At 73.1% G+C, this 25030-nt stretch carries 12 protein-coding genes and 2 pseudogenes; 8 read left to right on the forward strand and 6 right to left on the reverse strand.

Going from position 1 to position 25030, the window contains the following annotated elements:
* Positions 1-106 precede the first annotated feature (106 nt).
* Positions 107-1237: an S-adenosylmethionine:tRNA ribosyltransferase-isomerase gene (locus tag ABZ449_RS26405; RefSeq protein ID WP_360350606.1), complete on the reverse strand. Its 1131-nt coding sequence runs from the start codon at positions 1235-1237 to the stop codon at positions 107-109.
* Between the two features lie 411 nt (positions 1238-1648).
* Here ABZ449_RS26405 and ABZ449_RS26410 point away from each other — a divergent pair, with 411 nt between their 5' ends.
* From ABZ449_RS26410 to ABZ449_RS26435, 6 genes and pseudogenes are all read left to right on the forward strand, one after another.
* On the forward strand, positions 1649-2197 hold the full coding sequence (locus ABZ449_RS26410; protein ID WP_360350609.1) for a flavoprotein: 549 nt from the start codon (positions 1649-1651) through the stop codon (positions 2195-2197).
* A gap of 156 nt (positions 2198-2353) precedes the next feature.
* A pseudogene (locus tag ABZ449_RS26415) lies at positions 2354-2464 on the forward strand (family 1 glycosylhydrolase); the annotation flags it as partial.
* A gap of 353 nt (positions 2465-2817) precedes the next feature.
* Positions 2818-4122, forward strand: coding sequence for a discoidin domain-containing protein (locus ABZ449_RS26420; protein ID WP_360350612.1), 1305 nt, complete (start codon positions 2818-2820; stop codon positions 4120-4122).
* 2 nt (positions 4123-4124) lie between these two features.
* On the forward strand, positions 4125-5390 hold the full coding sequence (locus tag ABZ449_RS26425; protein WP_360350640.1) for an MFS transporter: 1266 nt from the start codon (positions 4125-4127) through the stop codon (positions 5388-5390).
* Entirely contained in the window at positions 5387-6358 is a 972-nt protein-coding gene (locus tag ABZ449_RS26430; protein WP_360350615.1) for a hypothetical protein, read from the forward strand. The genes ABZ449_RS26425 and ABZ449_RS26430 overlap by 4 nt, the downstream gene beginning before the upstream one ends.
* Before the next feature lie 230 nt (positions 6359-6588).
* Positions 6589-7167, forward strand: a pseudogene (locus tag ABZ449_RS26435) (helix-turn-helix domain-containing protein); the annotation flags it as partial.
* 166 nt (positions 7168-7333) lie between these two features.
* Here the strand turns inward: ABZ449_RS26435 and ABZ449_RS26440 are convergent.
* From ABZ449_RS26440 to ABZ449_RS26460, 5 genes are all read right to left on the reverse strand, one after another.
* Positions 7334-8068, reverse strand: a complete 735-nt coding sequence (locus ABZ449_RS26440; RefSeq protein ID WP_360350617.1) for a DUF899 domain-containing protein — start codon at positions 8066-8068, stop codon at positions 7334-7336.
* Between the two features lie 339 nt (positions 8069-8407).
* On the reverse strand, positions 8408-9475 hold the full coding sequence (locus ABZ449_RS26445; RefSeq protein WP_360350643.1) for a polyprenyl synthetase family protein: 1068 nt from the start codon (positions 9473-9475) through the stop codon (positions 8408-8410).
* 359 nt (positions 9476-9834) lie between these two features.
* Positions 9835-11667, reverse strand: a complete 1833-nt coding sequence (locus tag ABZ449_RS26450; RefSeq protein WP_360350620.1) for a thiamine pyrophosphate-binding protein — start codon at positions 11665-11667, stop codon at positions 9835-9837.
* Positions 11664-13772, reverse strand: coding sequence for an FAD-dependent oxidoreductase (locus tag ABZ449_RS26455; RefSeq protein WP_360350623.1), 2109 nt, complete (start codon positions 13770-13772; stop codon positions 11664-11666). The genes ABZ449_RS26450 and ABZ449_RS26455 overlap by 4 nt, the downstream gene beginning before the upstream one ends.
* A gap of 25 nt (positions 13773-13797) precedes the next feature.
* On the reverse strand, positions 13798-13977 hold the full coding sequence (locus ABZ449_RS26460; protein ID WP_360350626.1) for a hypothetical protein: 180 nt from the start codon (positions 13975-13977) through the stop codon (positions 13798-13800).
* A gap of 203 nt (positions 13978-14180) precedes the next feature.
* Between ABZ449_RS26460 and ABZ449_RS26465 the strand changes: the two genes are divergently transcribed.
* Positions 14181-14348, forward strand: a complete 168-nt coding sequence (locus ABZ449_RS26465; RefSeq protein WP_360350629.1) for a hypothetical protein — start codon at positions 14181-14183, stop codon at positions 14346-14348.
* Positions 14349-14586: 238 nt separating this feature from the next.
* The coding region (locus ABZ449_RS26470) for a type I polyketide synthase (protein WP_360350631.1) at positions 14587-25030 on the forward strand (10444 nt) is incomplete at its 3' end.

Raw genomic sequence — 25030 nt, forward strand, 5'->3', positions numbered from 1 at the left:
GACAGCCAGGCCGGCGGACGACCGCCGGAGCGGTGAGGACGCGGTCCCGGTCCCGGCCTCCAGGGCGTCCTCGACGGTCGCTCAGGCAGTCGGGGCCGAAAGACCGTCAGACGATCAACATCGAGTCGCCGAACTCATGGAAGCGGTACGCGCCAGGCACCAGCTCCCGCCGGTAGACGTCGAGCAACGGCTCACGGTCGGTGAACGCGGACGTGAGCAGCAGCTCCGAACTCCGGGGCCGGTGCAGGTTCGTCAGGAAGGCGTCGCAGGCGCGAAACCGATGTCCCGGGGTGATCCGGAGCCGCGTGAAGCCGCGCCTCGCCGACACCACGCCATCCGCGCCGGTCACCGTCTCCAGGGTGCGCAACGCCGAGGTGCCGCACACCACGACCCGGCCGCCCCTCGCCCGGCGATCGTTGATCGCCTCCGCGGCGGGCGCGGTGACCTCGTAGCGTTCGGCGCGGGGGAAGTCGAAACCCTCGGCCCGGGCGGCACGGTCCACCTGGTTCTCGGCGGCGACATCGCCGACACCGCCCTCGGCGACCCGCTGCCGGAACAGCTCACGGACGAAGTGGTGCGACCGGGCCGCGATCAGCAACGTCACCTCGGCCACCTCGACTCCCTTGCCCCGGAGCCGATTCAGGACCTCCGGCGTGAAGTGGCGCCCCGCCGACGGAAAGAGGACGGCCCCGGGGTGCGTGCCGAAGACGTTCTGGTAGTACTCCGGGTCGGCGGGTGCCTGTTTGAGGTACCCGGGGTAGATCGGCTCGGCCAGCCGGTACAGCGTCTCGCCGTCACCGGGGGAGAGCCGGATCTCCCAGACACCGGGATCGGCCTCCGCGCCCAGACGCCCCGTGACCTGGTGCTCGGGCCCCAGACGGAACACGGCGCCCGGCCGGCACACCGCGGCCGGTGCCACCAGGCAATGCCACTCGCCGTCCCCGCGCGGCGAGTGGATGCTCACCGCGACGACTCTGCCTTCACCGTCCTCTCCGTACAGCAGCGTCGGCACCACGCGCGCGTTGTTCAGCACGAGCACGTCCTCGGGCTCGAAGTACGCGTCGATGTCGCGGAAGCTACGGTGCTCCACCCGCGCCGTGCCACGCCTCAGTACGGCCAGCCGAGCATCGCACCGCTCGCCGCCGCGCGCCTCGGGCGGCTCCTGGGCCACCAGATCGTCAGGCAGGTCGAACGAGTAGTCATCAGGGTTGTCATCGGCTCGCGAGGGCTCCACCACGCGACTCTCCCGTCGTCAGCAGCGGCGCATGCGTCATCGGACCGCGCTCCAGCAGCACCCTTCGGCACCGCTGTGACGAAACGGGGGCGACGACGGCGCGCACTGCGCGTACACGGTGTCGGCGGGCGCCGGAGACCGGGCGAATCTCCTGCGGCTCGGCAAACCACCGACTGCGGAGAAGCCGACGGCTGGCGTCCGCCGACTGGACCTGCCATCCCACGCTATGGGGCCACGCCCGGGGTGTCGTCCGTGCACCGGCCAATCGGGTGAGTCCGCCCACGGATCGATCGCACGAACGATCTCACCGCGCGAGATCCTCATCGCCGACTGCTCCTGGACGGCCCGAACGCGAGGACCCGTCCGGCACGGGCCCGGTTGCAGCCCGCGTGACGCGCGCTGTGGACTACACGCATGACCGCCCGCACCCTGTACCTGATCGGCTGCGCCGCCCCGCCCGTGCGCGACATCGGCATCGGCGTCCGCGCCGCCCAAGCGGCCGAATGGGACGTCTGCCTCATCCTCACTCCCACCGCACACCGATGGGCGGACCAGGACTTCCCAGGTCTACTCGAAGAGCTCCGCGAGCTCACCGGCCACCCCGTACGCCACCAGTACGATCTACCCTCGCAGTCAGGCAGGACGCCCGCACCCGATGCCCTCCTCGTCGCACCGCTGACCGCCAACACGCTCAACAAGTGGTCCGCCGGAACCTGTGACACTCTCGCGCTCGGCGTCTTGACCGAAGGGATCGGCCTGCGCCTGCCCATCGTCGCGCTGCCGCACTTCAACACGGCTCTGGCCGCGCACCCCGCCGTCCGACGCAGCGTCACCGTCCTGCGGGAGGAGGGGGTGGCGCTACTCCTCGGCGAGAACGGCTACACCCCCCACCCGCCGGAACGGGGAAACATCGCCGCCTACCCGTGGGCAACCGCCGTCGCCGCCCTCCCGAAGAGGAAGTGACCGACGGCGCGCGGCGCGGCAGTTCGGTAAATATTCAGGTCAGCGCACGCGGCCGCGGGGCTTGAGCGGGGTGCCCGGGAGCTCCGGGGAGGGCAGCCGGTTGCCCGGGTAACCCTGGACCGCGCCGAAGCGGCCGGAGGCGGCCACTTACGGAGAGCTGAGGGCTACCACCAGCGCTTCGGCCTCGTCCACGTCGACTTCGAGACGCAGTTGCACACCCCGAAGGCCTCGTGCGCCTGGTACCGCGATCGCGTCGCGGCACACCGGGAACGGTCTGCGGCGATGGATCATGACGAACAGTCAACCCGGCTGCCCTGTAGGGCACTCGGGCCGGGCGGCGGGACGATGCGGGCGGCGGGACGGTGTCGTCGCCCTATTGATAGGGAACTTTACTTTCTATTACGCTGTCGGCTGGCGGCTTGGCGCGGCGTCCGTGCAGGAGGGGCGTGACGCGCTCAGTGAGAGCTCTGACCCGGCCGCCGCGGCGGTGTGACGCCGCTTGCCGGTGAGTTCGTGTGGTGTGGACCGGAGTCCAGCTCTCGCCGTTTCTCAAGGTCATGGAGTCAGGGATGCGTCTGGGTGTCTCGGCAAGGCCTGTTCGTGTCGGAGTATTCGCCGCTGTGCTCGCGTTGCTCGGCGGCCTGTTGCTCGGCTGGTCCGAGCGGGCGGGGGCGGCGGGCGATCCGCTGATCTCGCAGGGGAAGGCCGCGACGGCCTCGTCCGCCGAGGGGTCGTCGTACGCGGCGGGGAAGGCGTTCGACGGGAGCGCCTCCACGCGGTGGGCGAGTGCGGAGGGAGCGGACCCGCAGTGGCTGCTGGTGGACCTCGGAGGGAGCGCGGGGATCTCGCGGGTGAAGCTGAGCTGGGAGGCCGCCTACGCGAAGGCGTACCGGGTTGAGGTGTCGGCGGACGGGGTGACCTGGACGACCGCGGCGGAGGAGAAGGCCGGGAACGGCGGGACGGACGACTGGCCGGGGCTGGGCGCCAGGGGCCGCTACGTCCGGATGTACGGGACGGCGCGCGGGACGTCGTACGGGTACTCGCTGTTCGAGATGCAGGTGTACGGGGTGCCGGACGGCGGTCCGTCACCGACCGGCCCGTCACCGACCGGTACCACGCCGGGCGGGGCGTTCACCGTGGTGGCGGCGGGCGACATCGCCGCGCAGTGCACCGCCTCGGACAGCGGCTGTGCGCATCCGAAGACGGCCGCACTGGCCCAGCGGATCAACCCGAGGTTCTACCTGACGATGGGTGACAACCAGTACGACGACGCCCGGCTGGCGGACTTCCGCAACTACTACGACAAGACCTGGGGGGCGTTCAAGGCGAAGACCCACCCGGTGCCGGGCAACCACGAGACCTACGACCCGGCCGGGTCGCTCGCCGGGTACAAGGCGTACTTCGGCAGCATCGCCTACCCGCAGGGAAAGAGCTGGTACAGCTTCGACGAGGGCAACTGGCACTTCGTCGCCCTGGACTCCAACGCCTTCGACCAGAGCGCCCAGATCGACTGGCTCAAGGCCGACCTCGCGGCCAACGCGAAGAAGTGCGTGGCCGCCTACTGGCACCACCCGCTGTACTCCTCGGGCGGGCACGGCAACGACCCGGTCTCCCGGCCGGTGTGGAAGATCCTCTACGGCGCCAAGGCCGACCTGGTGCTGAACGGGCACGACCACCACTACGAGCGGTTCGCCCCGCAGGACCCGGACGGGAAGGCCACCGCGGACGGGATCGTGGAGATCGTCGGCGGCATGGGCGGCGCGGAGCCGTACCCGATCGAGCAGGTCCAGCCGAACAGCCAGAAGCGGATCAGCGGCGAGTACGGCGTGCTGAAGCTGGACTTCACCGACTCCGGCTACGGCTGGAGCTACGTCGGAACGGACGGCCAGGTCAAGGACACCGGCCCGAAGTACAGCTGCCACTGATGATGTACCTGGCCACCACCGGCCGCCGTCCGGACGCGCCGCCCCGCCCCGCCGGGCAGGGGCGGCGCGTCCCCGGCACGGTCATCGCGCTCGGCGCGGTCAGCCTGGTCACCGACGTCTCCTCGGAGATGGTCACCGCCGTGCTGCCGCTCTACCTGGTGCTGGGCCTCGGCCTCTCACCCCTGCAATTCGGCTTCCTCGACGGGCTGTTCAACGGCGCCACGGCGGTGGTCCGGCTGCTCGGAGGCAGGCTCGCCGACCGCGGCGGCGGCCGGCACCGGACCGTCGCCGGGGCCGGCTACCTGCTCTCGGCGCTCTCGCGGCTCGGGCTGCTGCTGGCCGGCGGGGCGGCCGGCGGCATCGCCGCCGCGCTGGCCGCCGACCGGCTCGGCAAGGGCGTGCGGACCGCGCCGCGGGACGCGATGATCTCGCTCAGCGCACCGCCGGAGGCGCTCGGCCGGGCGTTCGGAGTGCACCGGGCGATGGACACCACGGGGGCGCTGCTCGGACCCCTGGTCGCGTTCGCGGTTTTGTGGGCGACTACGGACGCGTACGACGCGGTCTTCGTGGTCAGCTTCGCCATCGGGCTGTTCGGCGTGCTGGTGCTGGTCCTGTTCGTCCCGGCGGGGGCGGTGCCGGGGGCCGGGACGGCCGGGGCGGCGGTAGCGGCCGCCGAGTCGACGTCCACCGGAAGGAGGAGGAGCAGGGCGCTCGGCGACCCGGTGTTCCGGCGGGTCGTCACGGCCGCCGCACTACTGGGGGCAGCGACGATCGGCGATTCCTTCCTCTACCTTCTGCTGCAACGCGGCCTGGACCTGCCGCCCCTGCTCTTCCCGTTGCTTCCGCTCGGCGCTGCGGCCGGCTACCTGCTGCTGGCCGTACCGGCGGGCCGGGTCGCGGACCGGACCGGGAGGCGCATTCCGTTCCTCTGCGGGCACGCCGCGCTGCTCGCCGCCTACCTCACCCTGATGGCCCCGCCGGGATGGCCGGCGGCCGTACTCGTCCTGGTGCTCCTCGCCGTCTTCTACGCCGCCACGGACGGCGTGCTGATGGCACTGGCCGGGCCGGTGCTGCCGCTCGACGGCCGCGCGAGCGGCCTCGCGGTGCTGCAGACCGGCCAGGCGCTCGCCCGGCTGGTCGGTGCGGCCGGCTTCGGTGCGGCCTGGACGTGGTGGGGGCCGCGCCCGGCCCTGGCGGTGGCCGCACTCGGGCTGGCCGCCGCACTTGTCGCAGCATGGCGGATCCTGCCGGAGAGGGAGGCCTCGTGAAGGCGCGTCCAGTGGTGCTGATCGCAGCCGCTCTGGTACTGCTGGGCGGTTCGCTGGGGTACGTGCTGCACGCCCGGCAGCGCAACGGCGGGCAGCGGCTCGTCGCCGCGGAGAGCTCGTTCACCTTGGACGAGCCCGGGCTCTACTACCGGGACACCGCCAGCGGGCGGGTCGCCCGCAGCCCGGGGGTGCCGGACGGGCCGTCCTGTGTCCGCTTCCACGCCGGGGGAGACCGGGCCCTGTGCCTGCGGGCGCTGCCCGGTACCCCGGCGCGTACCCAAGCGGTGGTGTACGACCGACGGTTCACCGAGCTCCAGACGGTGACGGTGCCCGGGATCCCGAACCGGGCCCGGGTGTCGGCCTCCGGGCAACTGCTTTCCTGGACCACCTTCGCCGTGGGGGACTCCTACGCGGCGGGTACCTTTTCCACCCGGACGTCGATCCTGGACCTGCGCACCGGCTATCTGGTCAAGTCGGTCGAGTCCATCCCGCTGACCGTCGACGGTGCCCGCCACCACGCCGCTGACGTCAACTACTGGGGCGTCAACTTCGCCTCGGACGACAACCGTTTCTACGCCACCGTCTCGACCGGCGGCCGGACCCACCTGGTCGAGGGCGACCTCCGGGCGTGGTCGGCCCGCACACTGCGGGAGAACGTCGAGTGTCCCTCGCTCTCGCCGGACGGTACCCGGATCGCCTTCAAGAAGAAGGTCTCGGCCGACCCGGCGGCGCCCTGGCGGCTCCACGTCCTGGAACTGGCGGGACTGCGCGAGCACCCGCTGGCCGAGTCGCGCAGCGTGGACGACCAGGCGGCCTGGCTCGACGGGGAGACGCTCGGGTACGCGCTGCCGGCCCAGGACGGGAAGGGCACCGACGTCTGGAGCGTGCCGGCGGACGGCAGCGGGACGCCGCACCTGCTGGTGCCCGGCGGTTCGTCGCCGGTGACCGTTCCGGCGGCGTCGAAATGACCCGGCGGCCGGCGCCGCACAGCCCCTACCGCTCGGTGGGGTGCTCGGCGTCATCACCGACCCCCACCGCGGAGCCCCACGACGGCGCGCGGCCTACCGGCCTGGACGGCGTCCGTTCCGGCCGCTCATTCAGCCCGCCCTGACCGGATCGTTCCGCATCCAGGCCCGATGGGGTCTTCATCCGGGCACCCCGCGGCGGTGAGGATCGAGGCATGACCAACGCACTCCTCGTGGCTCGCCGCTACCCGAGGGCGGTGGTAGTGCGCGACGTGCTGTGCGTGGTGGACGACCGGGTGGTGACCTCGGCCGGCATCGCGAGCGGCATCGACCTGGCCCTGCATCTGGTCGCCGTCCGGCACGGGCCGGCAGCGGCCGCCCGGATCGCGCGGGAGATGGTCGTCTACGCGCGCCGCAACGGCGACGAGCGGCAGGTCAGCGTGATGCTTCGGCACCGCGCCCACGTGGTCGACGCCGTCCACCGGGTGCAGGACCTGATCGACGCCCGCTTCACCGCCCGGCTCAGCCTCGCCGACCTCGCCGGCGCGTCGGGCGTCAGCGAGCGTACCCTCACCCGCCACTTCACCGAGGCCACCGGACTCACCCCGCTGTGCTACCAGCAGGAACTGCGCGTCGAGCGGGCAGAGCACCTCATCGCGCACGGCGCCACCACGGAGGCCGCCGCCCGCGCGGCCGGCTTCCAGGACGCCCGGATGCTCCGCCGTCTGCGTGCCCGCGCCGGAGTCGTCCACGCCGGTGCGGTCCGCGGCGTGGACGGGCCGGCAGAGTGCGTCAACTCCTCCGTCGGATAGTTGACTTGATGAGAGCCAGTGCCTTTCGGTCAAGGTCTTGCCACAATGACAGCCCGTTCGACGGGGGGTAGTTGGGCCCGTCCCCCCATGCGCCGCCGGGCTGTCGGCGTCGCCCGGTGCAGGGATAGCGCGCCACCATGCGGATCCGCCCAAGTCGGTCGAATCCTCAGGGTTTCCCGTACTCGTCGTGGCGGCGCAGCCAGTGGGTCTCCTCGCCCTCCTCGTGGCGGCCCAGCGGCGTCCGGTCGAGGAGGCCGTAGTAGGCCATGACGGGCTCAAGGCCGCGCGCAGTGGTGACGTACGTCCGGTAGACGGTGCCGTCCGAGCGCGCGTAGGCGCTCAGCCCGGGCCCCTCGGTGACGTATCCGAGCACGTCCGTGTCGCAGGCCTCCGCCATCTGGCGCACGGTCGGTGGGATGTCGCCCTCGAGGAACGGCTTCAGTTCCTCCTCGGTGTACTGGAATCCGAGGTCACGGTGGAAGTCGCTGCCGCCGGTGGAGACCCAGTCGAAGCGCCAGCCCATTCGCTCCCGATAGGCGAGGAGCTTGTCGATCGGCGCCCGGGAGGAGCAGATCAGCGTCACGTCGCGGGCTTTCAGGTGGACCGCGTTGGGGCTGAGGGTGTCCGCGATCGAGGAGCAGACCGGGCATCCGGCCTCATAGGGCGGGCCGAACATGAAGTGGTACACGAGCAGCTGCGAGCGCCCGCCGAAGAGGTCCGCGAGGGACTTGGTCCCGCCCGCGGTCTCGAAACGGTAGTCCTTCTCGACCGGCACCCAGGGAAGCTCCCGCCGCTTCCGCGCGAGCTCGTCACTTCGTCGGGTGAGCTTCTTCTCCTCCGCCAGCAGTTCCTCCCGGGCCGCCTCGAACTCGTCCTGCGTGCCGATCCTGTGCTCGGGCATGGCCTTTCCCTCCTGTTATGGGAGCAGAACACCGCATCGCGGCGTGCGGTCACCCGCAGTGGCAGCCGGCAGCGCGTGCCGCCGGCTACCCGTCCGGCCGTACATCCACCGTACGCGCGCGGCGGCAGGCCCTCGCGACCGAGCCGAACGGCCTGTTCGGCGACGTGATCACACGGCGGATGGAGGCTGCGCCTGCAGGTGATCGATCCGCGTCGGCGAAAGCCCCGCCCTGTGCTGTCGGGCCGGGTCGGGTCAGGCCGGGGCGGTCCCGGTCACGGTGGGTACCGTCGATGGACGGGCTCCCGGCGACCGGGTGCCCACGGGGCCCGGGCCATCCGTTCACTCGCCCGGTATCACGTTCGAGAGCGGCAGGCCTTCGAAGAAGGCCACCGCCTCCTCACGCCAGTGCGGGCGCCAGCCCTGGGCTTCGGTGCGGGCCGCATCCGCGCAGCGGCGCATGTCGGAGCGGAGCTTCCCGTCCACGCCCAGCAGCCGGGCCAGCTCGCGGATGTGCTCGACCGTGTCGGCGGGGCAGTGCGGGTCACCGAGCGCGGACGCCACCACGGCCCGCTGCGTCTCGTCCGCGGCGGCGAGCAGGGCGCTCACGGCGTAGCTGCGGCGGCCCGCGCGGAGGTCGGTGCCGGTGGACTTGCCGGTGGTGTCGTCGTCGCCGAACAGGTCGAGGTAGTCGTCGCGGAGCTGGCCGCCGATGCCGACCAGGGTCGCGTACCGGCGCAGCCGTGCGTCGTGGCGGGCCACGTCCTCACCTGCGGCCAGCAGTCCCAGTCGCAGCGGGGCGAGCACGGAGTACCGGGTGGACTTGTACTCGCAGACGGTGTGCAGGAACTCCTCGTCCGGGAGCGGTCGGAAGTCGCGTTCGAGGTCGACGATCTGGCCGGTGACCGTCTCGGCGCCAGCGTCGAGCTGTACCTCCAGCATGGCCTGGCGCAGCTCGGCGGGGACGTCCGCGTCCAGGAGGACACGCATCGAGAGGAAGGCGGCGAGGTCCCCGGCCAGGAGGGCCAGGCCGAGGGCGGTGCGGTCCGCCTCCGGGAAGTCCTGGCGGTAGGCGTAGTAGGTGGAGGGGCCGCCGCGGCGCAGGGGCGTGTCGTCGATGATGTCGTCGTGGACGAGCCCGTGAGTCTGGAGCAGTTCGATGCTCAGCGCGGCCTCGGCCAGGCCGGGTACCGGGTCGGTGGTCACCAGTCGGGCGGCCTCGTACAGGAGGGCGACCCGCAGCCGCTTGCCGCCGCGCAGTGAGAGGTCACGCAGCAGTTCCAGGCAGCGTGGGGTGAAGCGGCTGAGCGGCGGGGTGTCGAGGCGTTCCGGCAGGGCGGCGAAGTAGGCCTCGAAGTGGAGGTCGAACCGGTGCCGGTGTCCGGCGGCTCGTTCGCGGGCGGCTGCCATGATCGTCTCGTTCACGCGACCCACCCTCTCATCCGCACGGGCGCGCCCTCGCCGCCGGGTCGTGGCCGGGTCCGTCGACGTCCGCGATGTGCGGGCCGCGCCCGGCGGAGCGGGAGCGGTGACCGAACCGGCCGCCCGCCGGCTCCACACAGTGCCGGGCGGTGGCGATGACCCTGCGGTTGGCGCTGGAGACGACGTCCGCGGTGCACACGCCGACCCCGGTGAGCAGCCGCCCGTGGTGCCCCGGACGGAGTGGATCGGCTCCAGGGCCTCTGACCGCCCGCGCGGCGCGAGGGCGCCGAGACCGGGAGCCGGCCGTACCCGAAACCTCGGGTGCGGCCGGCCGCCGGACGAGGGGCTTACTGGCACTTCTCGTCGATCTTGTACTGAAGCGCCCTCGGGTAGTCGTGCCGGCTGAGCCGGACGCGGGCCAGGATCGGCGCGTGGTTGATGTCGTTGCCGGGGTCGGCGATGTCCAGCAGGAGCGATTCGAGCTCGGCGTGGGTGGTGAGCTCGTACCCGTGCATCCGGTCCTTGTCCGTGCCGAAGACCTCGGCCAGCTTCTCGTACCGCCACGGGTGCAGCACGTTGTAGAAGTCGGCGCCGTCGGACGGCTTGTCCTTGTAGTAACAGGGGCTGACCAGCATCTGTTCGATGCCGTAGAAGCCCTCGTTGTCCAGGACGAAGACCACCGGCCGCAGGTGGTGGCGCACCTGGGTGGACAGCTCCTGGCAGATCTCCTGGAACGAGCCGTCCCCGACGAACACCAGCGGTCGCCTCGGCGGCGTCTGCCGGCCCAGCGCCACGCCGGTGGCCGCGCCGACCGAGTAGCCGATGGACAGCCAGCTGTTCTGCGCCAGGAAGCCGGCCCGCTCGGTGATCCGCAGGTTCATCGAGCCGATCAGCGCGAACGCCGCGTCCGAGACCACCGTGAACGGCGAGGGGGCCTGCGGGTCCCCGCCGGTGGCCTGGTGCTCCAGGAAGTGGTTGACGTGTTCGAAGAAGCTGTCGTACGTCAGCTCCTCCGGGTATCGGTCGGTGCTCAGCGACTCCAGGAACTCGGCCGTGGTGGCCGGGACGTCCAGGCCCGCCGCGTTGGCCAGCGCGAAGTGGTCGGCCGGGAAGGTCTGTCCCTGCAGCGCGTTGCGCAACGCCGGGATGAACCGGCCGAGTCGGACCTCGGGGAAGTACGTGGCGCCGACGCTGACACCGCCGCGGGCCGCCACGATCCAGTCGTCGCCGATCGACTGCTCGCCGCCGAGGTTCTTGGACGTGGACCAGGTTCCCAGGCCGATCCGGCACCCGGCGTTCTTGAAGGTGTCCCGGATCTCCGGCAGGCTCGCCTTGCCGTTGTAGACGCCGGCGAACAGGGGATGCCGTTCGGAGACCACGGACTTCGCGCCGACCGTGGTGCAGAACTGCATCCGGGTGGTCTGCACGAACTCCAGCAGCTCGGCCTCCAGCCGCTGGCGGACGAGTTCCTCGCCGGCCCAGACGATCGGCGTGCCGAACTTCCCGATCAGCTCCACCGCCGCCTTGACCGCCTTGGCCAGCATCTCCTCGTTCCGCTTGGTGGACACCCGCTCGTGAGCCCGGAGTTCACCCTGCGGCGGCTCGCACGGCGCGTGCCAGAGGTCCTCCATCACCTCCAGGTAGACGGGCTTGTGCTCGGTCAGGCACGCGGTGATCGCGCTGTCGATCTGCCAGGGCGCGAGCCCCGGGTTGGAGAGCACCTGCGCGTCCACCGTGACCTGCCGGTAGACGTCCAGGTTGCTCTCCCGGCGCGGGCTCATGTGCGAGGTGAGCAGGCCGACCGCCTGCTGGTTGAGCCACTGTTCGTACGAGGGCGCCGCGTTGATCGCGATCAGCGGCACGTCCTCGACGTACGCGCCGCCGATGGTGTTGAGCAGGCTGAACGCGCCCACCCCGTAGGTCACCGCGACCGCGCCGACGCCGACCTCGCCCTTGTCCGGGTCGGCGTCGGCGCCGCGCACCCGGGCGTACGCGTCCGCGGCGTAGCCGCCGCCCATCTCGGTCGGGGTGCCGATCCAGCGCACCTTGGTGGTGGCCTGCATGATCGTCAGGAACGGGCCGAGGAAGTCGCCCGGCACCCCGAACAGGTACTGGATGCCCAACTGTTCCAGTCTGGTGGCCAGGTAGCGGGCCACCGTCCATTCGTGCTCGCCGCTCATCCGCTGATCGCCTCCTGTCGACGCTCCCCGCGGACCCGCACGTCGGGCCGGATCTCCGCTTCCACCGGGGGCGGTGGTGGTGGCGCCTCGTGGACGGCGATGGCCGCCCGCACGGCGGTCTCCACCGCTCCCTCGATCCAGGCGTGCTTGAGCGAGACGTGCTCGCCGGCGAAGTACACCGGGCCTTCCGGCTTGACCGCGTCGAGGTGGAAACTGGTCATCTGGTGCGGGGTGTACACCGCCGCCTCGCCGAACGCGTACGGGTCGCGCAGCCAGCTCTGGGTCTTCCCGTAGCCGGTGTAGAACACCTCGATCCGCCGGCCGTGCACCGACTGGAGGTTGCGTAGCGCGTAGACGTACCGCTCGTCGTCCTCCATGGAGTCCCAGCGCACCGCGTCGTCCGACCAGCTGTAGCCGGCCAGCACCACGCCGCCCCCGTCGCCGTCGGGCACCGGGTGCGAGGGGTAGTACATGAAGCGGTTCGGGTTGTCGGTGGTCGAACCGCCGCCGAAGCAGTTGGTGGCCGGGCGCACGCTCGCCCGGAGCAGCGGGGTGTGCTGGTAGGCCTCCCGCTGGCCCTGGCTGATCCGGCGCTCGTCCACGCTCGCGTGCGCGCCGAGCAGCACCTCCGGCAGGTTGCGCGGGGGTCGGTGGCCGTTGTGGGCGGCGGCCACGGCCGCCTCGGCGTCCTCCTCGCCGGCCCGCTGGTAGTACTCGTAGAGGCCGGGTGCGATGGAGTCGAGCTCGACTTTCCAGTCCGCCTCGGTGAACTCCCACCAGCGGCGGGAGAACTCCAGCAGAACCTTGGTGGCCTGGTCGTAGTGGGTTTCGATGATCGCCCGGCGCTTCTTGTACGAGAACGGGGGCGTCACCTGGACGAACCGCAGGGCGGAGAACGGGACCGTCATGATCGCGAAGTCGCCCGTCCAGACGGTGGGTTCGGCCTTCGGGTCGTCCTCGGGAACAGTCATGACGGCGACCTGCGGCCCGTTCGGGCCGGCGCTCCGCGCGCCCCCGCCGTCCCGGCGCGTGTCCCAGTACTCCATCCGGATCATCCGTTCGCCCATCCGCAGCTCCGCCCGGAGCTCCTCGGCGAGCGCGTGGGGCAGGTTCCAGCTGCCGCCCTCGATCTCCCAGTAGGTGGCCGTGGGATTGATGTCGCTGCGGCCCAGGAAGGTGTGGAAGAAGGACAGGTGCAGCCGCGAGGTCATGTTCTCAACCGTGCCGATCGCCTCGATGGCCTCGTCGCTGAAGCCCGCGTACTCGCGCAGGAAGCGGCCCATCGAGTAGCCGTCGAAGTCGTGGATCACCCGGGCCCAGCCGTCCAGCCACTCGGCGAACGGCTTGTTCTCACGCTTGCCGTCCTTGACCACCGAGTAGTAGTCGCGGACCGGCTCGAGTGCCTGGTTGACCATGTCGGCGGCGGTGATCCGCACCTCGTCGCCGGTGAGGTGGAAACCCTCGTTGACGCAGCTCGGGTCGGCGGTGTACTCGCTGCGCCGGGCCTGGATCCGGTTGGTGCGGATCCACGAGTTGAAGCGCTTGGCCGGTTCGCGGAAGTCCGGGCTGTCCGCGCCGTACGTCCACACTTTCCCGGGTTCGAAGGACTCGTAGACCACCGGCGGCACGGGCGCGTTCTGGTTGCCGGTGTCCGGATCGACGTCGACGTTGAAGAAGAGCTGCCGCTGCAGGCCGAGGCTGTCGACCAGGGCCAGGGTGAGCGGGTGGAAGCTGGGCAGCCGCATCGCCCCGGCCTCGGCGTACTGCTCAGGGTCGTAGAACGGGCCGTCCACCTCGTCGTCGGTGGAGCGGAAAGTCTTGATCCGCCCGCCGACCCGGTTGGCGTTGGCCTCCAGGATGGTCACGCGGTGTCCGGCGTCCTTGAGCAGCTTCCCGGCGACCAGGCCGGCGATGCCCGCGCCGACGATCAGCACGTCCTTGGGCTCGTCCGTCTGCGGGATGCCGTCCTTGATCAGGACGTCGAGGTAGCGGAGCTTCAGGTCCTTGTCGTCCGGACCGATCAGTAGCAGTTCGCGCGCCAGCTGCCGGCAGGTCTGCCAGCGGGCGCGTTCGTTGGCGGTGCCTTTGATGACGGGGTTCTCCATGGTGTCTCCTCGGGGCGCTCAGGGGTCAGGAGCCGACCGGCTCGTTGGGGAGGTCCTTGCCCTCGGCGAGCAGGCGCAGCGTGCTGATCGAGGGGGTGAAGGCGTAGAGCGCGTCCCCCCGGGTGTCGGTGTTCGTGCGCCGCTTCGGTCGGGGTAACTGCTCGATGGACGGTACGGAGGTGGGACGGGTGGGGGGTGTGGTCATGGGTCGGGCTCCTCGCGCTGGGGGCGCGAGACAGGCAGTGCCGGTCACAAGATGCGAGAGTTTCGCTACTCAACGTAGCTTCGTCGTCGAGAGTCCTGTCAACCGGAGGTCAGCCTCTCGGTGGGGTCGCACAGCGTCACCAGGCGCCGTGCTTCCGTACAGGTATGGGTCGGTAGAACAGGTCCCTGTACATCCACCGTCGGTTGGGCCGGATCACCTTCGAGTTGGGCGACCACGACCGAGCCGCGGATGAGCTGATCAAGGCCTACATGGGCGGTGGGCCCGAGACCCTCGAAGAGGAAGACCCCGAGTATCTCGTGTTCCTGGGAACTCGTGCTGACCTGAACCGGCGCAGCAACTCGGCTTTCTGACCCGCGCATCCGTTGTCCCGCTCTGGGTTCGCCTCCTGGGCCTCGCTGTCGCGGACACAGCGGTGGGCAGCGTCAGACAACGCTCGTTGCCCCGCCCCACGGTGCGCGCGCGGGCCTCCCGCTGCTCCGCGACCCGCCCGCTTCCCGTGTCCCCATCGTGTCGCGGCCTGCGCTATCGAGTTGCTATGCGACTTGGGCAAGATCGGCGTCGCAGGTCCGGTGGCGGTACACGCCGGGCATGACGAAGGCGTTCCGGTCGGCGCGCGACCCGTGGGAGCGGGCCCCCGCCACGGTCCGGCGACTGATGGTCCTGCTCGCCGTGAAGGAGTCCGAAGACACGATGGCGCACCCCGACGGTACGGAAGCACCGCTGCTGTGGACACTGGCAGGCAGCGGCAAGGAGTCGCTGGCGGCCGGCGCGCGCGGCCTGCACGCGTACCTGGCCGGTCGTGACGACTGGAGCCCCCAGGACATCGCGTTCACCCTCGCGCGCACCGCTTCCGAGGGGAGCCGGCGGGCGGCACTGGTGGCGGACGGCCGCGACGGATTCCTGCGGCGGCTGGACGCGCTCGCCGAGGGCAGGAGCATGCCCGGCCTGGTGGAGGGCGCCGCAGGGGCAGGCCGCCGGGTCGCCTTCGTGTTTCCCGGACAGGGCGCGCAATGGCCCCGGATGGCGGTGGACCTGCTGGACACCTCCGCAGTGTTCCGCGACCGGATGGACGCGTGCGCGCAGGCCCTGGAACCGTTCGTCGACTGGTCGCCGATCGACGTGCTCCGCGACCCGGACGCGCCGGGCGCGCCTGCCGCGGACCGGGCCGACGTGGTGCAGCCCCTGCTGTTCGCCGTGACGGTGTCGCTCGCCGAGCTGTGGCGCTCCCACGGCGTGGAACCGGCCGCCGTGCTCGGGCACAGCGTCGGCGAGGTCACCGCCGCCGCGGTCAGCGGCGCGCTGTCCATGGACGACTCCGCGCGGGTGGTCGCCCTGTGGAGCCAGGCCCAGGCGACCTTGGCCGGGCAGGGCGACATGGTCTCCGTCATGGCCCCGGCCGACGAGGTCGAGCCGCGGCTGCGCCGCTGGGACGGCCGCCTCGTCGTCGCCGCGCACAACGGGCCGCGGTCCGTGATCGTCTCCGGTGACCGCGACGCCGCGGCCGAACTCCTTGCCGACCTGGCCTCGGACGCGGTGCACGCACGGCGGATCGCGGTGGGCCTGGCCGCCCACTCCCCCCACATCGACGCGATCATCCCCCGGATGCGCGCCGACCTCGCACCGATCCGGCCCCGCACACCGCGGCTGCCCTACTACTCCGGACTGACCGGCGGACGACTGGACGCCCCGGTCCTGGACGCCGACTACTGGTGCCGCAACCTGCGCGACACGGTCAGGTTCCACGAGGCGGCCGGCGCCCTGCTGCGGGACGGGTACGACGTCCTGCTGGAGGTCAGTCCGCACACCGTGCTGACCTCCGCCCTCACGGACTGCGCGGAGGAACACGGCGCGCAGGCCACCGTCCTCGGGACGCTGCGCCGGGACCAGGACGGTCCGGGCCGGTTCCTGGCCTCGCTCGGTGACCTGTACGTGTGCGGTGCCGCCCCGGAACGGGAAGCGCCGCCCGCCGGGCAGCACGCCCGGGTACCGCAACTGCCGGCGGCCGTCCTGGCGGCGCTCGCGGAGCCCGGCCCGGCCGACGCGAACGGGCCGGCCGACGCGGGCGCCACGGGCGGCGGCCGGGAGGTCGGCCGCGCGTTCCGCGCGGAGCCGGCCGGAACGGACGCCCCGGAACGGCGCGCCGCGCTGGCACGGCTGGTGGGCGAGGAGATCGCCGCGCTGACCGGGCGGTCCGATCCGGTCCCCGCCGACGTGGCCTTCCTCGACCTGGGATTCGACTCCGTCACCGCCGTGGAGCTGCGCAACCGGCTGAGCGCGGCGACGGCGCTGCGCATCCCGGCGACGGTTGTCTTCGACTGCCCGACCCCGGCGGCCCTGACCGCGTACCTCTGCGCCGAGATCAGCGGCGACCGGCCTGACAGGAACACGGACGCGGACGAGCCGGTGCGGCGGGCCGAGGACGACGACCCTGTGGTGATCGTCGGCATGGGCTGCCGCTTCCCCGGCGGTGTCGGCAGCCCCGACGAACTCTGGGAGCTGGTGTCGGCAGGTGCCGACGCCGTCTCCGCGCTGCCCGACGACCGCGGTTGGGACACCGCCGGACGGTACGACCCCGCACCGGGCACACCGGGCCGGTACTACCAGCGGGAGGCGGGTTCGCTCGCCGGAGCGGCCGACTTCGACGCCGAGTTCTTCGGCATCTCGCCGCGCGAGGCGCTGGCCATGGACCCGCAGCAGCGGCTGCTGCTGGAGACCACCTGGGAGGCGCTGGAGCGGGCCGGGATCGACCCGTCCACCCTGCGGCGGACCCCGACGGGCGTCTACGTCGGGGCGATGACCATGGACTACGGCCCCTCCCTCGAACAGGGCGCCGACGAGGGCGGCCACCTGCTGACCGGCAACACGGGGAGCGTCGCGTCGGGCCGCCTGGCCTACACCCTCGGCCTGGAGGGAGCGGCGGTCACCGTGGACACGGCGTGCTCGTCCTCGCTGGTGGCCCTGCACCTCGCGGTCCGGGCGCTGCGCTCCGGCGAGTGCTCGCTGGCCCTGGCCGGCGGCGCGACCGTGATGTCCACGGTCGGCATGCTCGTGGAGTTCAGCCGACAGGGCGGCCTGGCCCCGGACGGCCGCTGCAAGGCGTTCGCGGCGGCCGCCGACGGCTTCGGCCTGGCCGAGGGCGTGGGCATGCTGCTGCTGGAGCGGTTGTCGGACGCCCGCCGCAACGGGCACCCGGTGCTGGCGGTGGTGCGTGGTTCGGCGGTGAACCAGGACGGTGCGAGCAATGGTCTGACGGCGCCGAACGGTCCGTCGCAGCAGCGGGTGATCCGGGCGGCGCTGGCGGACGCGGGGCTGACCGTGTCGGACGTGGACGTGGTGGAGGCGCACGGTACGGGGACGCGGTTGGGCGACCCGATCGAGGCGCAGGCGCTGCTGGCCACCTACGGCCAGGGGCGGCCTTCGGATCGCCCGGTGTGGATCGGCTCGCTGAAGTCCAACATCGGCCACGCCCAAGCCGCGGCCGGTGTGGGCGGGGTCATCAAGTCGGTGCTGGCGCTGCGGCACGGCGTGATGCCCAAGACGCTGCACGTGGACGGTCCCACACCCGAGGTGGACTGGTCGGCGGGCGCCGGCCGGCTGCTGACGGAGGCCCGGGCGTGGGACGACACGGGCCGTCCGCGCCGGGCGGGCGTGTCCTCCTTCGGCATCAGCGGGACCAACGCCCACGTCATCCTGGAGTCCGCGCCGGCCGAGGCGGTGGAGGACGCCCCGCGTCCCGGGACGGTGGTGTGGCCGGTGTCGGCGCGCAGCGCCGAGGCACTGCGCGCGCAGGCGGAGGCGTTGGCGGCGCGGGTGGCGGCGGAGCCGGGCCTCGACGTGGCGGACGTGGGTTGTTCGCTGGCGGTGGGGCGTGCGTCCTTCGAGCACCGTGCGGTGGTGGTGGGTGGGGACCGGAGCGAACTGCTCGACGGCGTGAAGGCGCTGGCGCAGGGTGCCGCGGTATCCGGCGGTGGGCTGGTTTCCGGTCGGGTGGCGTTGGTGTTCCCGGGTCAGGGTTCGCAGTGGGTGGGGATGGCCGCGGAGTTGCTGGCCGGGTCGGAGGTGTTCGCGGGGCGGATGGCGGAGTGCGGGCGGGCGCTGGCGCCTTACGTCGACTGGTCGTTGACGGAGGCGTCGGGTTCGGAGGCGTTGCTGGCGCGGGTCGATGTGGTGCAGCCGGTGTTGTGGGCCGTGATGGTGTCACTGGCGGAGGTGTGGCGGTCGTTCGGGGTGACGGTCGATGCCGTGGTGGGCCACTCCCAGGGCGAGGTTGCGGCTGCCGTGGTGGCGGGTGGTCTGAGTCTGGAGGACGGGGCGCGGGTGGTTGCGCTGCGTTCCCGTGCGGTGGGGGCGTTGGCGGGGCGTGGCGGTATGGCGTCGCTGCCGCTGCCGGTGGACGCGGTGCGGGAGCGCATCGCGGGGCGGTTGTCGGTGGCGGCGGTGAACGGTCCGTCGTCGACGGTGGTGTCGGGTGACGCGGACGCGGTCGCCGCGTTGGTGGAGGCTCTGGTCGGGGAGGGTGTGCGGGCGCGGTTGATCGAGGTCGATTACGCGTCGCACTCCGCGCATGTGGAGGAGGTCCGCGAGCAGCTGCTCGCCGACCTGGACGGCATCGTGCCGCTGTCCGGTGCGGTGCCGTTCTATTCGAGCGTCACGGGCGGCCTGTTGGACACGACGGCCCTGGACGCCGAGTACTGGTACCGCAACCTGCGGGAGACCGTCGAGTTCGAGCAGGCCACCCGCGCGCTCCTGGTGACCGGGCACCGCCTTTTCATCGAGTCCAGTCCGCACCCGGTGCTGTCGGTGGCGGTGGGGGAGTCGGTGGAGGCGGCGGGTGCGGACGCCGCGGTGCTGGGGACGTTGCGTCGCGGGGAGGGCGGTCCGGCGCAGGTGCTGCGCGCGGTCGGCCGTGGCTGGGAGCGCGGATTGGAGGTGGACTGGTCGCGGGCGTTCCCGGGGGCCCGGCGCGTCGAGCTGCCGACGTACGCCTTCCAGCGCACCCGCTACTGGCTGACGGCCCCCGCCGCCATCCCGGCCGCCCCCGCCGAGGACCGCTGGGACGACCTGGAACTGCAGGACCCCACCCGGCTCGCCGAAATCCTCGGGGTCGGCCATGCCGCCCTGGACGAAGTCCTGCCCGCACTGTCGGCCTGGCGCTCCGTCAGGAGCCGTGAGCGGAAGGCGGAATCCTGGCGCTACCACGTCGCCTGGGCACCCCTGTCGGTCACGCCGGCGGACGGCCTGCCCGGTCGCTGGCTCGCTTTGCGTCCTGAGGGCGGTGACGCGGCGGCCGTCCTGGACGCCCTCGGCGAGGCCGGAGCCGACCTCCTCCCGTGCGTCGTCGCCGATCCGGGCGCGACCCGCGAACAGCTGGCCGCCCTGCTCACGGAGACCGCCGGGGAGCAGCCGATCGCCGGCGTGCTGTCCCTGTTGTCCTGGGAGGAGCGCCCCCACCCCGAACACCCCGACCTGCCCGGTGGCCCGGCGCTGACCCTCGCGCTGGCCCAGGCACTGGAGGACGCGGGCATCCAGGCCCGGCTCTGGATGCTGACGAAGGGACTGGCGGTCCTGGGCGGCGCGGAGCGGCCCGGACACGTCGGTCAGGCCGCCTCCGCCGCCCTGGGCCGGACGCTGGCCCTGGAGCACCCGCACCGCCGGGGCGGCCTGGTCGACCTGCCCGAGGTGCTGGACGCACGGGCCGCCCGCCGCCTGTGCGCGGTGCTCGCGGGAGCCGCGGTCGACGAGGAACAGGTGGCGGTGCGCTCCACCGGGGTCCACGGACGCCGGCTCCGCCCCGCGTCGTCCGGGTCGCCGAAGGCCCGTGCAGGCGGCCCGGACGTCCGGTGGCGGGGCACGGTCCTGGTCACCGGCGGCACCGGCGGCGTCGGCTCGCACACGGCGCGCTGGCTGGCGGGCCAGGGCACGGAGCGGCTGCTGCTGGTCAGCCGACGCGGCGCCGACGCCCCCGGTACGGACGCGCTGCGGGCGGAACTGACGGCGCTGGGCGCCGAAGTGGCCTTCGCAGCCTGCGACGTCGCCGACCCGGCCGCACTGGCGGCGCTGCTCGCCGACATCCCGGCGCGATACCCGCTGTCCGCCGTCATCCATGCGGCGGGCGTCCTCGACGACGGTGTGCTCGACGCGCTGGACCCCGCGCGGCTCGCCGTGGTGCTGCGCGCCAAGCTGACCGCCGCACGGAACCTGCACGAGGCCACCGCAGGTCTCGACCTGTCGGCCTTCGTGGTGTTCTCGTCGGTGATGGGCGTCGTGGGCAACGCCGGACAGGGCAACTACGCGGCCGCCAACGCGGCCGTCGACGCACTCGTCGCCGCCCGCCGGGCCGCCGGGCTGCCCGGCACGTCCGTGGCCTGGGGCGCCTGGGCCGGGCCGGGCATGCTGGCGGACGAGGTCGCCGCACGGCTGCGGGACTTCGGCATGCCGGTGATGGAGCCCGAAACGGCCGTCACCGCGATCGGCCGGGCACTGGAGGCGGACGACACGCTGGTCGTGGTCGCCGACGTCGACTGGAAGCGCTTCACCGCGGCCATCGGCCTGCGGTCCGCCGCCCTGCTCGACGGGCTACCGGACCCGGCGGCCGCGGGGCCCGCCCCGGACACCGCCGGACTGTCGGCGGGCCGGGAGGGCGACGGCGCCGCCGACACTCTGCGGCAGCGGATCGCCGTACTGCCGCGCCACGAGGACCGGGTCAGGACGCTCACCGAACTGGTGCGCACCCATGCGGCGACGGTCCTGCGCCACCCCGACGTCGACACGGTCCAGCCCGGAAAGGCGTTCTCCGCGCTCGGATTCGACTCCCTGATGGCGGTGGAGCTGCGTAACCGGCTCGCCGCCGTCACCGGGCTGGCCCTGCCCGCCACCGTCCTCTTCGACCACCCCACGCCGTCGGCACTGGCCGACCGGCTGCTCGCGGAACTGGACCTGAACCCGAACCCGGACCTGCCGGACGCGACGAGCGGCATCGCCGAGTCCGCCGGGGCCGCCGACCCCGTCGGCAACGAGCCGATCGCGATCGTCGGCATGGGCTGCCGCTTCCCCGGCGGGGTCGCCCGGCCCGAGGACTTCTGGCAGCTGCTCTCCAAGGGCACCGACGCCGTCGGCGACTGGCCGTCGAACCGGGGCTGGGACACCGAGGGGCTGTACGACCCGGACCCCGACCGCGCCGGCACCACGTACAGCAGGCAGGGCGGCTTCCTGCACGACGCGGCCGACTTCGACGCGGAGTTCTTCGGCATCTCGCCGCGCGAGGCCCTGGCCATGGACCCGCAGCAGCGGCTGCTCCTGGAGACCGCCTGGGAGGCGGTCGAGGGCGCCGGGCAGGATCCGACCGCGCTGAAGGACCGGCAGGTCGGCGTCTACATCGGCACCAACGGCCAGGACTACTCCGCGCTGCTGGAGGGCGCCGAGGGCGTGTCCGAGGGCCACCTGCTGACCGGGAACACGGCCAGCGTGCTGTCGGGGCGGCTGTCCTACGTCCTCGGCCTCCAGGGGCCCTCGCTCACCGTCGACACCGCGTGCTCCTCGTCGCTGGTGGCGCTGCACCTGGCCGTGCAGGCACTGCGGCGCGGCGACTGCGAGCAGGCCCTCGCGGGCGGGGTGACGGTGATGAGCACCCCGCGGCTCTTCGTGGAGTTCAGCCGTCAGCGCGGGCTCGCCGCCGACGGACGGTGCAAGGCGTTCTCGGCGGACGCGGACGGCACCGGCTGGGGCGAGGGCGCCGGAGTGCTGCTGCTGGAGCGCCACAGCGACGCCCTGCGCCACGGCCACCCCGTACTCGCGCTGATCACCGGCACCGCCGTGAATCAGGACGGCGCCAGCAACGGGCTCACCGCTCCCAACGGCCCGTCCCAGCAGCAGGTCATCCGCGCCGCGCTGGCCGACGCCGCGCTGCGCGCCGACCAGATCGACGCGATCGAGGCCCACGGCACCGGCACGAAGCTGGGCGACCCCATCGAAGCGCAGGCGCTCCAGGCCGTCCACGGGCCGGCGCGCACGGCGGACCGGCCGCTGTGGCTCGGCTCCGTGAAGTCGAACATCGGGCACACCCAGGCGGCGGCCGGGGTGGCCGGAGTGATGAAGATGGTGCTGGCCATCCGCCACGGCGAACTGCCGGGAACCCTGCACGCCGGGACGCCGAACCCGCACGTCGACTGGTCCGACGGTGCCATCCGCCTGCTCACCGCGCACACCCCGTGGCCGGAGACCGGGAACCCGCGCCGGGCAGGCGTGTCGTCGTTCGGCATCAGCGGCACCAACGTGCACGCGATCATCGAGCAGGCGCCCGCCATCGCGGCCGTGCCCGCCGTGGACCGGACCGACATCCCGGCCGCCCCCACCGAGGGAACCGCCGCCACCCCCGCCGCCGCCACGATGGCGCTCGCCGCGGACACCGCCGTCCCCACCGCCCGCCGTACCGGCTCGCCCGTGCCGCTGCTGCTCTCGGCCAGGACTCCGGAGGCCCTGCGGGTCCAGGCCGGTCGGCTGGTGAGCCGGCTCGACGCCGACCCGGACGTCGAACTGGTGGACGTCGCCTATTCGCTCGCCACGGGACGGGCCCCGCTCGAACACAGGGCCGCCGTCCTGGGACGGGACCGGGCGTCCGTCCGGCGCTCGCTCACCGCACTCGCGCGCGGCACGACAGCGGGCCGACTGCTCACCGGCGGCGTGCGCCCCGGCCGGACCGCCTTCCTGTTCCCGGGACAGGGCAGCCAGCGGGCCGGAGCCGGCGCAGAGCTCTACCGCGACGACCCGGTGTTCGCCGACGCCCTCGACGACGTGCTGACCGGCCTGGACCCGCACCTCGACCTGAACCTGCGCGACCTCCTGTTCGCCGAGCCCGGAACCCCCGACGCGGAGCTGCTCGACCGCACCCGGTACACCCAGCCCGCACTGTTCGCCCTGGAGACGGCGCTGTTCCGGCTCGTACGGCACTGGGGCGTGCGGCCCGACCTGCTGATGGGGCACTCCATCGGCGAACTCGCCGCCGCCCACGCCGCGGGCGTGCTGGACCTGCCCGACGCCTGCGCGCTGGTGACGGCCCGGGGCCGGCTGATGGACGAACTGCCCGAGGGCGGGACGATGGTGGCGGTGGAGGCCGGCGAGGAGGAAGTACGCCAGGCCCTGTCGGCCGAGGACCGGGACGCGGTGGACATCGCCGCCGTCAACGGGCCCGACTCCGTGGTCCTGTCCGGTGACGAGGACGCGGTAAGCCGCCTGGCCGGGGCGTTCCGCGCCCGCGGCCGGCGCATCCGGCGCCTGAGCGTGAGCCACGCCTTCCACTCCGCCCGGATGGACGGCATGCTCGACGCCTTCCGGGACGTGGCCGAGTCGCTGACCTACCACGCGCCCGGCATCGAGATCGTCTCCAACCTGACCGGGCGTACGGCCACGGCCGCGGAACTCCGCTCCCCCGACCACTGGGTGCGGCACGCCCGGGGCACCGTGCGCTTCCTGGAGGGGGCCCGCCGACTGCGGGCCGAGGGCGCGACCACGTACCTCGAACTCGGACCGGGCGGCGTGCTGTCCGGCATGCTCCACGCCTGCCTCCCCGAACCCGGCGCCGGCCCCGCCGCCGGCGGCCCTGCGCCCGCCCCCGGCGGCTCCGGGGCGGTGCCGCTGCTGCGCGGTGACCGCGGCGAGCCGGACGCGGTCCGCGCCGCACTCGCCTCGCTGCACCTGCGCGGCGTGGCGGTGGACTGGTCGGCGGGCTGGAGCGGCACCGACGTGCGGCGGGTCGACCTGCCCACCTACGCCTTCCAGCACCGGCGCTTCTGGCCGGAAGCCGCGTCGGACCCGGCCCCCGCCGCCTGGCGCGCCCGCCGGGGGACCGCGGCCCCCGTCGGCCCCCGCCGCTACCGCATCGCATGGGAGCCGCTCACCGCGCCCGCGGAGCTCCGCCTCTCCGGCCGCTGGCTGCTCGTCACCCCGGACGGACCCGGTGCCGAGGACACCGCGCTCGCCTGCGAACAGGCGCTCGCCGGACACGGCGCCGACGTGGCCGTGATCCGGGTCGGGGCCGCCGCCGAACGCGCCGAACTGGCCGCGCTGCTCCCGGAGTTCGGCTCCTTGGACGGCGTCCTGTCGCTGCTGGCCCTGGCCGAGGGCCCCCGCCCGGGCCTGCCGGTGCTCGACGCCTGCCTGACCGGGACCCTGCTGCTGCTCCAGGCCCTGGGCGACAGCGGCATCGACGCACCCCTGTGGTGCGCCACCCGCGGCGCGGTGGCAGCCGACGACACGGAGGAGGTCCGCCCCGAGCAGGCCCAGGTGTGGGGCCTGGGCCGGGTGGCGGCACTGGAGCACCCGCTGCGCTGGGGCGGCCTGGTCGACCTGCCGGACCTGCTGGACGGGCCCGCGCTGGACGGGCTGTGCGCGGTGCTGACCGGACGGGACGGCGAGGACCAGGTGGCCGTACGCGCGCCGGCACCGTCGGGCCGCCGGCTCGTCCCCGCGCCGGAGCCCGCGACACCTGCGCCCGCACCGTGGACGCCGCGCGGCACGGTCCTCGTCACCGGCGGCACCGGCGGCCTCGGCGCCCAGGTGGCGCGCTGGCTCGCGGAGCGCGGTGCGGACCACCTGGTCCTGCTCAGCAGGCGGGGCCCCGAGGCCCCGGGAGCCGACGCGCTGGCCGACGCCCTGGCGGCGCTCGGCGCCCGGAGCACCCTGCTGGCCTGCGACGTCGCCGACCGCACCGCGCTGGAACGGATCCTGGAGCGGCTGCACGCCGAGGGCGACACCGTACGGGCCGTGGTGCACACCGCGGGACTCACCTCGGACACCGCGTTGATGGACTGCACGCCGGAGGAACTGGCCCTGCGGACGGCGGCCAAGACGCGCGGCGCGGCCCACCTCGACGCTCTGTTCGAAGGCCGCCCGCTGGACGCCTTCGTGCTGTTCTCCTCGATCTCGGGCACCTGGGGCAGCGGCGGCCGGACCACCCAGGCGTCGGCCGGCACGCAGGCCCAGTACGCCCAGGACCCCGACTCGGTGTCCACGGCGGCGGCGGGCGGCATGCAGGCCT

Source organism: Kitasatospora sp. NPDC005856, assembly GCF_040629945.1.
Lineage (GTDB): Bacteria > Actinomycetota > Actinomycetes > Streptomycetales > Streptomycetaceae > Kitasatospora.